Origin of the sequence: Streptomyces sp. NPDC001663, assembly GCF_042893105.1 — a bacterium.
Classification (GTDB): Bacteria; Actinomycetota; Actinomycetes; order Streptomycetales; family Streptomycetaceae; genus Streptomyces.
On record NZ_JBIAUR010000020.1, the window covers coordinates 91,642 to 105,392 of the forward strand.

General features: G+C 69.3%; 13 protein-coding genes and 1 tRNA gene. 6 read left to right on the top strand and 8 right to left on the bottom strand.

Annotated elements, in window-relative coordinates; genetic code table 11:
• Window positions 1-56 precede the first annotated feature (56 nt).
• Together ACFY1L_RS45705 and ACFY1L_RS45710 are read left to right on the top strand one after the other, a co-directional pair.
• Window positions 57-1,523 carry an MDR family MFS transporter gene (locus ACFY1L_RS45705; protein WP_388839330.1) on the top strand — a complete coding sequence of 489 codons (1,467 nt, stop codon included), beginning with the start codon at window positions 57-59 and terminating at the stop codon, window positions 1,521-1,523.
• Entirely contained in the window at window positions 1,495-2,286 is a 792-nt protein-coding gene (locus ACFY1L_RS45710) for a serine/threonine protein kinase (RefSeq protein WP_388839333.1), read from the top strand. The genes ACFY1L_RS45705 and ACFY1L_RS45710 overlap by 29 nt, the downstream gene beginning before the upstream one ends.
• Here the strand turns inward: ACFY1L_RS45710 and ACFY1L_RS45715 are convergent.
• The 5 genes from ACFY1L_RS45715 to ACFY1L_RS45735 form a co-directional block, all read right to left on the bottom strand.
• Window positions 2,275-2,775, bottom strand: coding sequence for a GNAT family N-acetyltransferase (locus tag ACFY1L_RS45715; RefSeq protein ID WP_388839335.1), 501 nt, complete (start codon window positions 2,773-2,775; stop codon window positions 2,275-2,277). The genes ACFY1L_RS45710 and ACFY1L_RS45715 overlap by 12 nt on opposite strands.
• A 64-nt stretch (window positions 2,776-2,839) precedes the next feature.
• A tRNA-His gene (locus ACFY1L_RS45720) sits at window positions 2,840-2,912 on the bottom strand.
• A gap of 104 nt (window positions 2,913-3,016) precedes the next feature.
• Complete coding sequence (gene orn / locus ACFY1L_RS45725) at window positions 3,017-3,619, bottom strand: oligoribonuclease (protein ID WP_361257284.1); 603 nt, start codon at window positions 3,617-3,619, stop codon at window positions 3,017-3,019.
• A gap of 99 nt (window positions 3,620-3,718) precedes the next feature.
• Window positions 3,719-4,954 (bottom strand): helix-turn-helix domain-containing protein, encoded by a 1,236-nt coding sequence (locus tag ACFY1L_RS45730; RefSeq protein ID WP_388839339.1) that lies wholly within the window; start codon window positions 4,952-4,954, stop codon window positions 3,719-3,721.
• 377 nt (window positions 4,955-5,331) lie between these two features.
• A complete protein-coding gene (locus ACFY1L_RS45735; RefSeq protein WP_388839342.1) occupies window positions 5,332-5,664 on the bottom strand; it encodes a hypothetical protein in 333 nt (110 codons plus the stop codon).
• Window positions 5,665-5,974: 310 nt separating this feature from the next.
• Here ACFY1L_RS45735 and ACFY1L_RS45740 point away from each other — a divergent pair, with 310 nt between their 5' ends.
• Window positions 5,975-6,502, top strand: a complete 528-nt coding sequence (locus ACFY1L_RS45740) for a universal stress protein (protein WP_361257292.1) — start codon at window positions 5,975-5,977, stop codon at window positions 6,500-6,502.
• A 150-nt stretch (window positions 6,503-6,652) separates the two neighbouring features.
• Window positions 6,653-7,219 carry a GPR1/FUN34/YaaH family transporter gene (locus ACFY1L_RS45745; protein ID WP_388839346.1) on the top strand — a complete coding sequence of 189 codons (567 nt, stop codon included), beginning with the start codon at window positions 6,653-6,655 and terminating at the stop codon, window positions 7,217-7,219.
• 86 nt (window positions 7,220-7,305) lie between these two features.
• Here the strand turns inward: ACFY1L_RS45745 and glmS are convergent, their stop codons facing one another.
• Together glmS and ACFY1L_RS45755 are read right to left on the bottom strand one after the other, a co-directional pair.
• Window positions 7,306-9,123, bottom strand: a complete 1,818-nt coding sequence (glmS, locus tag ACFY1L_RS45750) for a glutamine--fructose-6-phosphate transaminase (isomerizing) (RefSeq protein ID WP_361257298.1) — start codon at window positions 9,121-9,123, stop codon at window positions 7,306-7,308.
• Between the two features lie 12 nt (window positions 9,124-9,135).
• Window positions 9,136-9,393 carry a hypothetical protein gene (locus ACFY1L_RS45755; RefSeq protein WP_388839350.1) on the bottom strand — a complete coding sequence of 86 codons (258 nt, stop codon included), beginning with the start codon at window positions 9,391-9,393 and terminating at the stop codon, window positions 9,136-9,138.
• A 186-nt stretch (window positions 9,394-9,579) separates the two neighbouring features.
• Between ACFY1L_RS45755 and ACFY1L_RS45760 the strand changes: the two genes are divergently transcribed.
• The gene (locus tag ACFY1L_RS45760) at window positions 9,580-11,145 is read left to right on the top strand and encodes a fibronectin type III domain-containing protein (RefSeq protein ID WP_388839353.1); all 1,566 of its coding nucleotides are present in this window, start codon (window positions 9,580-9,582) and stop codon (window positions 11,143-11,145) included.
• Between the two features lie 42 nt (window positions 11,146-11,187).
• On the opposite strand, the gene ACFY1L_RS45765 is transcribed toward ACFY1L_RS45760, so the two are convergent.
• A complete protein-coding gene (locus tag ACFY1L_RS45765) occupies window positions 11,188-12,078 on the bottom strand; it encodes a DUF4429 domain-containing protein (RefSeq protein WP_388839356.1) in 891 nt (296 codons plus the stop codon).
• Between the two features lie 72 nt (window positions 12,079-12,150).
• Between ACFY1L_RS45765 and ACFY1L_RS45770 the strand changes: the two genes are divergently transcribed.
• The gene (locus tag ACFY1L_RS45770; protein ID WP_388839360.1) at window positions 12,151-13,749 is read left to right on the top strand and encodes a beta-N-acetylhexosaminidase; all 1,599 of its coding nucleotides are present in this window, start codon (window positions 12,151-12,153) and stop codon (window positions 13,747-13,749) included.
• Window positions 13,750-13,751: the final 2 nt, after the last annotated feature.

Here is a 13,751-nt window from a genome sequence, read left to right on the forward strand (position 1 = left end):
TCGATTTAAAAGTTGACTCGTTGCACTTATTTAGTGAGTGTGCTTTTCTGGCGGCCATGACCACACCAACCAAGAACGTCCGCTGGACGCTCCTCGGCGTGATGCTCGCGATGCTGCTGGGGATGCTCGACAACAACATCGTCGGTACGGCGATGCCGACGATCGTCGAAGACCTGGGCGGCCTGGAGCACATCTCCTGGGTCGTCACCGCGTACACGCTCGCCACCGCGGTCTCAACTCCCGTCTGGGGCAAGGTCGGTGACCTGTACGGCCGCAAGCGCGTCTTCCTCGCGTCGATCGCGGTCTTCCTGATCGGCTCGCTGCTGACCGGCGCCGCCCACTCGATGACCCAGCTGATCGAGTTCCGCGCACTGCAGGGGATGGGCGCAGGCGGGCTCGCGGCCGGCGCCTTCGCCCTGATCGGCACCCTGGTCTCACCCCGCGAACGGGGCCGCTACCAGGGCATGACCGCCACCGTCATGGCGGTCGGCACCGTCGGCGGCCCCCTCCTCGGCGGCTTCGTCACCGGCCACCTCGGCTGGCGCTGGGCCTTCTACGTCAACCTGCCGCTCGGCCTGGTCGCCATGGTCTGGGTCCACCTGCTGCTGAAACTGCCCGCGCAACGCGTCAAGGCCCGCATCGACTGGCCCGGCGTCGCCCTGCTGACCGCCGCGATCACCGCGACCGTCCTCGCCGCGACCTGGGCCGGTACGACGTACGCCTGGACGTCCTGGCAGATCCTCACCCTGGCCGCCGTGGCCGTGCTCGCCGCCCTGGCCTTCGTGGCCGTGGAACGCCGGACCGCCGAGCCCCTCCTCCCGCCGCGGATCTTCACCGGGCACCGCAACTTCCCGCTCGCCACAGCCCTGTTGCTCACGACGGGCGTGGTGATGTTCGGCTCGGCGCTCTACCTCCCCCTGTTCCAGCAGACGGTCCAGGGCGCCTCGGCGACCAGCTCGGGCCTGCTCCTGCTCCCGCTGATGATCCCGGTCGTCATCGCCTCGAACATCGCCGGAAAGATCATGTCCCGCACCGGCCGCTACAAGATCTTCCCGATCCTCGGCACGGCTTTCCTCGCCGTCGGCATGCTCCTGCTGTCGACCATGGACACCGGCACCTCCCGCACCCTCACCGGCTGCTACATGGCCCTGACCGGCCTGGGCCTGGGCCTCGCCCTACAGATGGCCACGACCATCGCCCAGAACAGTGTCGACCTGCGCGACATGGGCGCGGCCTCCGCGTCGACGAACCTCTTCCGCACCCTCGGCGGCTCCCTGGGCGTGGCGGTCTTCGGCTCGCTCTTCACCCGTGCCGTGCACCCGGGCGCGCCGAAGGCCGAGTACCTCCACTCGGTGGCCACGGGCACGCACCACATCTTCCTCACGGCGGCCGTCCTGTGCGCGGCCGGCTTCCTGGCGGCGATCCTCGTCGAGGAGGTCCCGCTGCGCGGAAAACCGGCGGCCCCCGCCCGCCCCGCGGCGCATGCTGACACCCATGACTCCCCATCCCCTGCTGGACGCTGACGAGGTTCCCGCCGTCGAGCCGTATCTCCGCTCGGTGGGCGAGGTGTTCCGCACCTTCCGCGAACAGGACTCGGGCAATGTGTCGTACGGAGTCCAACTCCACGGCGGCGACCGCTGGTTCGTCAAGGAGGCGGTGACCGACCGCGCACAGGAGTCCCTCGACCGCGCCTGGGCCTTCCACCGGGCGGTACGGCACCCGGCGATCGTCCCGCAACTCCACCGCATCGCCGTACGGACCGGCGGCCGTACGGCGGCGGTGATGCCCTGGCGCCAGGGCGAACTCCTCTACGGCCCCGCCGTACGAGCCCGCTTCCGCGCCCTGCCCGTCCCGCGCATCCTCCGCGCCCTGGACCGCATCCTCGACGCCCACCTGGCGGTGGAGTCCGCGGGCCGGGTCGCCGTCGATCTCTACGACGGAGCCTTCCTCTACGACTTCGACGCCGACGCCCTGCACCTCATCGACCTCGACGAGTACCGCCCGGGCCCGTTCGTCCTGACGACGGACCGCCTCCCCGGCTCCCGCCGCTTCATGGCCCCGGAGGAGTGGCACCGTGGCGCGGTGATCGACACCCGCACGACGGTCTACGTCCTCTGCCGCGCGGCCCGTCTCCTCCTGGACGCCGGGAACGAGGAACGCGCCTGGCGGGGTACGGCGGCGCAGCTGGCGGTGGTGGAGCGGGGGACGCGGGCGGATCCGGGCGAACGGTTCGCGGGCGTAAGGGAGTTGACTGAGGAGTGGCGGGCGGCGACGTCAGGGCGCTAGCGAGAGCCGCCACCGGGTCTCGCCGTCGTGCTCCTCTTCCGTCGGCTGCAGCCCGGCGGCCCGGGCGACCGCCGCCGACGCCGCGTGGTCGGGGTGGACATGGGCGACGACCGTATCCGTGCCGGGCCGCTGCGCGAGCCGGGCGACGAGTGCGCAGGCTGCCTCGGAGGCGAGGCCCCGCCCCTGCCACGGGGTGCCGACGACCCAGGCGATCTCGGCGGTCGTCCCGGCGATCGTGGCCTGCACGGTCCCCACGAGCCGGTGGTCCTCGCGCAGCCTCAGCACCCAGTTGCACCAGATGACCGCGGGGTCGGGGGAACCGGCGACGAGTCGCTCGTAACGGACGCGCACGTCCTCGGGAGAGCTGGGGCCGCCGCCGATGAAGTCGTGCAGCGCGGGGTCGGAGAGCGCGGCGGCCATTTCGTCGGCGTACTCGACGCGGAGGGGGAGGAGATCGAGGCGTGGAGTGCGGATGGTGTCGGTGTGCACGAGACCCTCCAAGAAACGAATCGGCCGGTGACCCTGTTCCCAGGGTCACCGGCCGATTACTCAGGGTGAGTGACGGGACTCGAACCCGCGACATCCTGGACCACAACCAGGTGCTCTACCAGCTGAGCTACACCCACCACGACCGGCGGTTCACTTCGTGGTTCTCCGACCGGCCGAGAAAAAGTGTACAGGGTCCGAAGGGGTGCTCGTGCACGGCTTTTCCGGCACCCCTTCCGGACCGCTACTGCGCAGGCAGGACGTGCTTTGCGGCGATCGACTTGGCGGTGTCGGAGTCGGGGCCGGGCTGCGGGACGAAGATCGCCTCGCGGTAGTAGCGCAGCTCCGCGATCGACTCGCGGATGTCGGCGAGGGCGCGGTGGTTGCCGTTCTTCTCGGGGCTGTTGAAGTAGGCGCGCGGGTACCAGCGCCGGGCGAGCTCCTTGACGCTCGACACGTCGACGATCCGGTAGTGGAGGTAGTCCTCGAGGGTCGGCATGTCCCTCAGCAGGAAGCCGCGGTCGGTGCCGACCGAGTTGCCGCACAGCGGGGCCTTGCCCGGCTCCTTGACGTGTTCCCGTACGTACGCGAGGACCTGTTCCTCGGCGTCCGTGAGGGTGGTGCCGCCGGCGAGTTCCTCCAGCAGCCCGGAGTTGGTGTGCATCTGCCGGACCACCTCCGGCATCGTCTCCAGCGCCCGGTCCGGCGGGCGGATGACGATGTCGACACCTTCGCCGAGGATGTTCAGCTCGGAGTCGGTGACGAGGGCGGCCACCTCGATGAGAGCGTCGTCGGACAGCGAGAGGCCGGTCATCTCGCAGTCGATCCACACCATGCGATCGTTCATGCGACCACCCTAAAGCTGGCGTCGCCTTTTGGGGTGACCGGTGTTGCAGCCGGCCTCGCCCAGGGGGCCGGTGCCCCCTGGGCGGATGCCGTCACCGGCTCACGTGCCGCTGCGCTGGCTCGGCAGGCTTGCCCGGCTTGTCACATATGCCTCGCGGCCGTTCTCCGTCGCCGCCGCGGTCGACAGCGACGCGCCCGAGCCCACCGCGCTCGCCGCAGCCCGGCGGCTCTGCAGTGGCACCGGGCCCTCCGGGTGCAGCACCGGCGGAGGTCCCGGCGGGCCGCCCGTGCCGTCCACGTCGGCCGGCTTCTCGCTTTGCGGACGACGGGCGCGGTACGCGGCGCGGTAGGCGGCCGGCGACGAGCCCAGCTGGCGGCGGAAGTGGCCGCGCAGGGCCACCGGCGAGCGGAAGCCGCAGCGGCCCGCGACCTCGTCGACCGAGTAGTCCGACGTCTCGAGGAGACGCTGGGCCTGGAGGACGCGTTGCGTGATCAGCCACTGCAGCGGGGCGCTGCCCGTCAGCGAGCGGAACCGGCGGTCGAAGGTGCGGCGGCTCATGTACGCGCGCGCCGCCAGCGTCTCGACGTCGAACTGCTCGTGCAGGTGCTCCAGCGCCCAGGCGACGACCTCCGCGAGCGGGTCGGCGCCGATCTCCTCCGGTAAAGACCTGTCGAGGTAGCGCTCCTGACCGCCCGAACGGCGCGGAGGCACGACCAGACGCCGGGCCAGTGCGCCCGCCGCCTCGTTGCCGTGGTCCGTGCGCACGATGTGGAGGCAGAGATCGATTCCGGCCGCCGTACCGGCGGACGTCAGCACGTCTCCGTCGTCCACGAAGAGTTCTCTCGGATCCACGTGCACCGACGGGTAGCGCTTGGCCAGCGTCGGCGCGTACATCCAGTGGGTGGTCGCGGGTCGGCCGTCCAGCAGGCCCGCCGCAGCCAGTACGAAGGCGCCGGTGCACAGCCCGACTATGCGGGCGCCTTCCTCGTGCGCCCGGCGCAGAGCGTCGAGCGCCTCCTCCGGCGGCGGGGAAGTGATCGAGCGCCAGGCCGGCACGACGACCGTGCCCGCGCGCGAGATCGCTTCCAGGCCATGCGGCGTGGTGAGTTCCAGGCCCCCTGTGGTCCGCAGCGGGCCTTCCTCGCCGCCGCACACCAGCAGTCGGTAGCGCGGCACGCCGGCGTCCTGGCGGTCGATCCCGAACACCGACAGCGGTATGGAACTCTCGAAGATGGGGCCGCCGCTGAACAGCAGCACCGCGACGATCTCCTTGCGGCGTCGCCCGGAAAGCTTCCGGGCCGCGGCTTCCGGCGCGGCAGTGGAGTCGTGGCTCATACTGCTAAGCCCCCCTCGGTGGTCGCGGCTCCTCGGTTGTGTCGCTCCTGCACGTTTCCCCTCGGTCCTGCACGAGTCCCCCGCCGTAAGACGTCAAGATCGAATCTACTGTGTCGCGTGGTGCCGGGGTGACCAGTTCGGCAACCGGCACATTGTCGACATGGCAACTTGGCGTGAAGCATTCGATCACGAAGCGTTGCACTCGTGGGCCGTGCAGGGAAGTGCGCCTCGTCGCAGTGGCCAATCCCCGTAGGGTACGCGGACCCTCCGCACCCCTTTCCGTGCAGGTCGAACGGGGGTTGGGGGGTGGTCAGGGCAAGGGATGCGCGGTGTCCGGAAGTTGGCTGAAAAGCGCCGGGCGCGTGCGCGGAAACCGGTCAGCCGACCGGTGTATTTCCCCCAGTGTGACGTCCGCCTCTGTGAGCGCCCGTGCCACTTCTGTGACGAGGCCGCCGGCGGGGTGCGTGACCCTCGGCCGACGGGCGGGCCGCGCCGCGTTCGGACTGGCGCAGCAGGAGGCGGCAGACGGCGGTGACGGCGGCGAGACCGAGTGCCGTGCCGGTGGCGCCGGCGAGGGAGGTGCCGTACCAGAGGAGGACCACGGGGACCAGGACGCAGCTGAAGGCCGCCCATCGGACGACATCGGTCGCGGCGTCCTGGGGCGGGGCGGTCGTGCGGGGAGTCTCGGGGTTGGGGTGCGGTCCGGACATGCGGGCTCCCTGGGGCGTGGGTCACGGAGTTCAACGCCTGTTCGAGCGGTCGGTCACTGTGGGAGCCCGCCCTCCCGGTCGCCGACAATTGAATCCTGTGCAAACCGCCTGTACAGCGCAGCAACCATTGCGTTACGGGCGCCCCCTCGTGCATGCTCCCTGGAACCCCCACGCACCGTGGGCGGGATCTGGGCTAAGGAGGCGTGCCGCCGTACCCTTGGGGGTATGGGGTTGGGAAGATGATTCCCGGACACAGCTCCGCAGCACACTGTTGTCCCTCCCATAAAAGGATCAAAACGCCGAGACAGCCATGGCCGGTCACGAATTCTTCGAACCCGCGGACCGCAAGCGGCCCGTCGCCGACCCTACGGCGGCCGAGCCCCAGGCGGCGGAAGAGCCACGCCATTCCTGCGATCCCGCTTTCAAGCACGGCGTCGTAGTCGGCTTCGACGGCTCCACGTCCAGTGAGCGCGCCCTCGCCTATGCGATCGGCATGGCTCATCGATCGGGCTCGGGTCTGATCATCGTCCACGTCGCCAACCGGCTGCCCACCACGGTGTGGGCCGGCTGCGAGCCGCCGGTCTTCGTCGACGTGCCGGACCACCGCACCGAGGTGCTGGGGCTCGAGCTCGCCTGTGCGGAGTATCTGGCCGAGGTGCCCTGGATCCTCGTCGAGCGCGGCGGCGACATCTGCCACGAACTCGAAGAGGTCGGGCGGGAGTACGAAGCGGACGCGATCGTCGTGGGTTCCACGCACGGGATCGTGGGACGCATCTTCGGGTCAGTCGCCGGGCGGCTCGCCAAGCGCGCCAAGCGGCCCGTCGTTGTCATTCCGTAACTCCTCGTTCTCCCTGGTGAGATGTGCCGGGGGAACGGTCAACTTCCTTTGTGCAGCCTGCAAATCTACTCGTGCGTAGAGGTGTTTGTGCCCTTGTGAAGGGCATATATCGGTCACCGCACAACTGCACATGCATGAAGGGAGCCCGCCGTGGACAACGACGTCTCTGCGGGAAGCGGAACCACTACCGTGGTCGGCCGACTCGCCCTGGGTGTCACCCTGTTGGCGTTCGGACTCGGACACACCGACGTGATCGACGGCGTGTCGGCCGCTGACGCCGTATCACTGGCCCACTACGTAGGCGGCGTTGCGCTGTTCGTCGCCGGTCTCTTCGCCTTCCGTGACCGTGACACCGTGACAGGTACGGCCTACTCGGTGCTCGGCGCCCTGTGGTTCACCTGGGCCGTGACGGCCGGGGCGACCGCGTCCGCCAATGCGGCGGGGCTGTTCCTGCTGCTGTTCGCCCTCGTGACGCTCTCCCTGACCCTCGCGGGCGGGGACCAACTCACGCAGGGCACCTACGGGTTGTTCTTCGTCTCTCTCGTGCTTCTCGCCATCGGGCAGTTCGCGACCAGCGACTCCCTCGCGAAGGTCGGCGGCTGGTTCGCCGTGGCGGCGGGAGCGGTGGCCTGGTACGCGGCGACCGCGGCACTCGCGCACTGGCCGACGGTTCTTCCTCGACGTGCTGCCGGCCGGGGGGTGACGGCCACCGGCTGAATGGCAGCCGCCGCCGGGGTATTGGGCGGCCCCGGCGATGAATGGACCCCCACGTGTCTGGTGGCGACGCGTGGGGGTCCCTTCTGTTATTCCACAGTCACGGACTTTGCGAGGTTCCTGGGCTTGTCGATGTCCCTGCCGAGCGCCAAAGCCGTGTGGTACGCGAGGAGTTGGAGGGGGATGCCCATCAGGATGGGGTCCAGCTCGTCCTCGTTCTTGGGGACCACGATCGTCTGGTCCGCCTTTTCCTGGTGCTGGTGGGCCACCGCCAGGATGCGGCCGCTGCGGGCCTTGATCTCCTCCATCGCCGCGCGATTCTTCTCCAGGAGGTCGTCGTCGGGGACGATCGCCACCGTGGGGAGGGCCGGTTCGATGAGGGCCAGGGGGCCGTGCTTCAGTTCGGAAGCCGGGTAGGCCTCCGCGTGGATGTAGGAGACCTCCTTCAGCTTCAGGGAAGCCTCGCGGGCCACCGGGTAGCCGCGGACGCGGCCGATGAAGAGCATCGAGCGGGCGTCGGCGTACTGCTCGGCCAGCTTCTTGATCTCCTCCTCCTGGTCCAGGATCTCGGTGATCTGCGCCGGCAGCTTGCGCAGGCCCTCGATGATCCGCTTGCCGTCGCGGACCGAGAGGTCGCGGGTGCGGCCCAGGTGCAGGGCGAGCAGGGCGAAGGCGACCGTGGTGTTCGTGAAGCACTTCGTGGAGACCACGCAGACCTCGGGGCCCGCGTGGACGTAGATGCCGGCGTCCGCCTCGCGGGCGATCGCAGAGCCGACCACGTTCACGATGCCGAAGACCCGCGCGCCCTTGCGCTTCAGCTCCTGGACGGCGGCGAGCACGTCGTAGGTCTCGCCCGACTGGGAGACCGCCACGTAGAGGGTGTCCGGGTCGACCACCGCGTTGCGGTAGCGGAACTCCGAGGCCGGCTCGGCGTCCGCGGGGATGCGGGCCAGCTCCTCGATCATCTGGGCGCCGATCATGCCCGCGTGGTACGAGGTGCCGCAGCCGAGGATCTTCACGCGGCGGATCTGGCGCGCCTCGCGGGCGTCCAGGTTGAGACCGCCGAGGTGAACGGTGGAGAAGCGGTCGTCGATACGGCCGCGCAGCACGCGGTCCACGGCGTCGGCCTGCTCGTGGACCTCCTTGTGCATGTACGTGTCGTGGCCGCCCATGTCGTACGACGCCGCCTCCCACTCCACGGTGGTCGGCTCGGACGTCGTACGGGTGCCCTCGGTGGTGTACGTGCGGAAGTCGTCGGCCTTGAGGGTGGCCATCTCGCCGTCGTCGAGAGTCACTATCTGCCGCGTGTGGGCGACCAGGGCGGCGATGTCCGAGGCGACGAACATCTCCTTCTCGCCGACACCGAGGACCACGGGGGAGCCGTTTCGCGCCACCACGATGCGGTCCGGGAAGTCGGCGTGCATCACCGCGATGCCGTACGTGCCCTCGATGACCCGCAGGGTCTCGCGGACCTTGTCCTCCAGCTTCTCGGCCTGGGAGCGGGCGATCAGATGGGTGAGGACCTCGGTGTCGGTCTCGGAGAGGAACTCGACGCCGTCCGCCTCCAGCTTGCGGCGCAGGTCGGAGGCGTTGTCGATGATGCCGTTGTGGACGACGGCGACCTTGCCCTCGGCGTCCAGGTGCGGGTGGGCGTTCACGTCGGACGGGGCGCCATGGGTGGCCCAGCGGGTGTGGGCGATGCCGGTCGTGCCCTTGAAGCGGGCCGGGACCTTGGCCTCCAGGTCGCGCACCCGCCCCTTGGCCTTGACCATCTTCAGGCCTGCCGTCTTGGGAGACGTGACCACGATTCCTGCCGAGTCGTAGCCGCGGTATTCGAGGCGCTGCAGGCCCTCCAGCAGGAGGGGAGCGACGTCACGCTTCCCGATGTATCCGACGATTCCGCACATGTACAAGTCTTCCTAGCCGTAGACGATGCGGCGCAGCTGCCTGAGCGTAAGCTCCGGCGGCGCGACCGCCCGGTATTTCAGGTCCGCCTCGATCCGTTCGAAGATCTCCACGTTAACCAGGCCCTGGGCCTGCAGCTCGCGGTGGCGGCGACGGACGTACTCCACGGTCGTCTCGTCGAAGTAGGCGAGAACTTCCTGGATCACCCGCAGCGCCTCGCCCCGGCTCAGAGGCGTGGACCGCGTCAGATGATCAACGAGTTCGTCGTGCACCCGTAGATCCTGAGGTACCGGCAGCCGTTTCGCAAGAAACCTGCCCGATATCGGGCAGGGCCCTGTTGGGGATCTTATTGACCTCTGTTGAATCGCTTATGAGGCTCTGTTCGCACTCTGTCCATCCTTCGTCTTGTGGCTCGTCGTCTGTGGCGACGAGTTTCAGGCGTCATGGACATTCCTCGTATGGGAGTACCGGAGCAGCTGGCCGAGCGCATGAGCATGGCCGAGCAGCACGAGTACCTGCGCGCGAGATTCTCGCGGCGCAACCTGATGAGAGGCGGTGCCGTGACGATCGGCGCCGTCGCCGGTGGCGCGTTCGTGCCGGGTGCGGTCGCCCAGGCCGCGGTTCCGACGCAGAGCACCGCCCCCGCCACGGAGACGGTCGACGGCTCGCTCGTCGCACCCTTCGGCCGCCACCTCGCGTGGGGCAACGACCCGCGCACCGAGATCACCGTCTCCTGGCAGGTCCCGGTCGCGGTGAAGAAGCCCTTCATCCGCATCGGCGCCCACCCCTGGGACCTCTCCCGCAAGATCGACGCCGAGGTCCGCAGCCTCTACACCCCGGCGGGCGTCGGCGCGAGCGCCGACCACACGCAGTACTACCTGCACGCCAAGCTCACGCACCTGCGCCCGGGCAGGACGTACTACTACGGCGTCGGCCACCAGGGCTTCGACCCGGCCGAGCCGCACCTGCTCGGCACCCTGGGCACCTTCACCACCGCGCCCGCGCACAAGGCGCCGTTCACCTTCACGGCCTTCGGCGACCAGGGCGTCAGCTACCACGGTCTGGCCAACGACAGCCTGCTGCTCGGCCAGAACCCGGCCTTCCACCTGCACGCCGGCGACATCGCCTACGCCGACCCGGCGGGCGCGGGCAAGACGGCCGACACCGGCTTCGACTCGCGGGTGTGGGACCAGTTCCTGGCCCAGACCGAGTCGGTCGCCAAGTCCGTGCCGTGGATGGTCAGTTACGGCAACCACGACATGGAAGCCTGGTACTCGCCGAACGGTTACGGCGGCGAGGAGGCCCGCTTCACGCTGCCCGACAACGGGCCGGACAAGGCGAACCTGCCGGGCGTGTACTCCTTCGTCTACGGCAACACGGCGATCATCTCGCTGGACCCGAACGACGTCTCCTTCGAGATCCCGGCCAACCTCGGCATCTCCGGCGGCACGCAGACCAAGTGGTTCGAGTCGCAGCTGAAGAAGTACCGGGCGGACAAGGACATCGACTTCATCATCGTGTTCTTCCACCACTGCGCCTACTGCACCTCCACGGCGCACGCCTCGGAGGGGGGCGTGCGACAGGAGTGGGTGCCGCTGTTCGAGAAGTACACGGTGGACCTGGTCATCAACGGCCACAACCACCAGTACGAGCGCACCGACGTCATCAAGGGCAACACGGTCGTCAAGAAGCTGCCGATCGGTGAGACGGCGTACTCCGAGACCGAGGGTGTCGTCTACGTGACGGCGGGTGCGGCGGGCCGCAGCCTGTACGCGTTCACCGCGCCGGACTCCTACGAGGGCCACCTCAACGAGCGTGACTCCGTCGCCTCGTTCATCAACACCAAGGACGGCAAGGTCAACGAGACCGTCGCCTGGTCCCGGGTGCGCTACCTCAACTACTCGTTCCTGCGCGTGGACGTCGAGCCCGCCGCGAAGGGCCGCTACGCCAAGCTGAAGGTCCAGGGCATAGCCGAGACCGGTGACCGGATCGACCACTTCACGGTGGCGCGCAAGGCCAAGTAGGCGCACACCCCGAAGGCAGGGTGTACGTAAGGCAGGCGGTCCTCACATGCGCTTGAGGATCGCCTGTTTGGCCATTCCGAACTCCTCGTCCGTCAGCACGCCCGTGCGGTGCAGCTCGCCGAGCTCGCGCAGCCGCCGCAGCAGCGCGTCGTGGTCGTCCTCGCGCTGGTCGGCGGTACCGGACCGCTGGGGGATCTGCGGCCTCGCGGGTTCCACGTCCGTCAGGGCCGGCGTCGACGGATGCGGCAGCCGTGCCTGCACGGCCGCGGCGACCAGGGCCATCAGCGGGTCCTTCTTGAAGCCCCACAGCTCAACGGAGTTGGGGTCGTACTTGGGCGGCGCCTTGGTGGGTGCGTTGCGTACGGCGAAGCGCAGATGCCCGTTCTCCAGGCCGACCGCGGGCTGCCACTCCACGCCTACCAGGTCGGTGATGGCGAGGGTGCGGGCGCCGGCGGCGGCCTTGGCGTCCTCCGTCTTCCAGTTCCACTCCAGGCGGATGTGCTCGCCGTCGAAGCTCGCGGTGCCGTCCCCGGCGGAGACGGAGAGCGGGACGGGCGGGCCGGGGAGCAGGTATTCGTCCACCGGGTCGGAGGGCACCTCGTCAAGGAGCAGGGCGTTGCGGACCTCGTCCACGAAGTACTCGGCGACGCCGTAGCGGTCGGACTCGACGAGCAGCTGGTAGGGGTCGTTGGGCTCGGTGAGACGGCCGCCGGAGGCGTGCAGCAGCGGGTCGGCGCCGTCGCGCAGCCGCAGCCTCAGCCGTCCGGACTTCTTGCCCTGCTCGAACGAGACTCCCGCCAACGCGCCCAGCGGGACGACGAGTTCACCCAGTGTCCGGCGCAGGAGGCTGACGTTTCTGTCCCGGCCGGGGGTCAGTCGCAGGGCGTCGCCGTCGAAGCTCCACGTGCCGTCCTTCTGGATGATTTCCGCCATGGGGCGATTGTTTCACCGGTTCTGCGGCAGAGTGGTCTCTACCAATTCTGGTCCCGGTTGAAGGGAGCGCACGTGAGACGGCACCACAGAACGACTCCGCGCCTGGCCCGCGTCCTCGGATGCCTGTTGCTCGTGGCGGCGGCCGGCGCCTTCACGGCCGGTGCGGCACCGGCGCCGAAGGCCGCGGCGACCCCGCTCGACCGGGTGGTTCCGGCACCCGCGTCGGTCGCCCCGGGCGGATCCCCGTACCGCATCACCCGTGACACGGCCATCCGCGTCGACGGCTCGCACGAGGTGCACCGGGTCGGCGAGTACCTCGCGGACATCCTGCGCCCGTCCACCGGCTACCGCCTGCCCCTCACCACGCACGGCGGGGGAGGCATCCAACTCCGGTTGGCCAAGGGCCCGTTCGGCGCCGAGGGCTACCGCCTCGACAGCGGCCGCGGCGGCGTCACCATCACCGCCGCCGAGCCCGCCGGCCTCTTCCACGGCGTGCAGACCCTGCGCCAGCTGCTCCCGGCGGCCGTGGAGAAGGACTCCGTGCAGCCGGGGCCCTGGCTGGTCGCGGGCGGCACGATCAAGGACAGTCCGCGGTACGCCTACCGCGGTGCGATGCTCGACGTCTCCCGCCACTTCTTCACCGTGGCCCAAGTCAAGCGTTACATAGACGAGTTGGCCCTCTACAAGGTCAACAAGCTGCATCTGCACCTCAGCGACGACCAGGGCTGGCGCATCGCGATCGACTCCTGGCCGCGCCTTGCGACCTACGGCGGCTCGACCCAGGTGGACGGCGGCCCGGGCGGCTACTACACCAAGGCCGACTACAAGGAGATCGTCCGGTACGCATCCTCCCGCTACCTGGAGGTCGTCCCCGAGATCGACATGCCGGGCCACACCAACGCGGCCCTCGCCTCGTACGCCGACCTGAACTGCGACGGCGTGGCACCGCCGCTGTACACCGGCACCGATGTCGGCTTCAGCTCGCTGTGCGTCAACAAGGACATCACGTACGACTTCGTGGACGACGTCATCCGCGAGCTGGCCGCGATCACGCCGGGCCGCTACCTGCACATCGGTGGCGACGAGGCGCACTCCACCAGCCACGAGGACTACGTGAAGTTCATGGACCGGGTGCAGCCGATCGTCGCCAAGTACGGCAAGACGGTGATCGCCTGGCACCAGCTGACCGGGGCGCATCCGGCCAAGGGGGCGCTCGCGCAGTACTGGGGTCTGGACGACACCGACGCGGCGGAGAAGGCGCAGGTCGCGAAGGCCGCGCAGAACGGGACGGGACTGATCCTCTCGCCCGCCGACCGGATCTACCTCGACATGAAGTACACCGAGGACACCCCGCTGGGCCAGGACTGGGCGGGACTGGTGGAGGTGAAGCGGTCGTACGACTGGGACCCGGGCAACTACCTTGCCGGGGCGCCGAGTTCGGCGATCAAGGGGGTCGAGGCGCCGCTGTGGACCGAGACCATCGTGACGAACGCGGACATCGACTACATGGTCTTCCCGAGGCTGGCCGGTGCGGCCGAGCTCGGCTGGTCGCCTGCTTCCACGCACGACTGGGACGCCTACAAGGTGCGGCTCGCGGCGCAGGGGCCGCGGTGGGACGCGCTGGGGATCAAGTACTACCGGTCGCCGCAGGTCCCATGGCCGGCGAAGTAGGC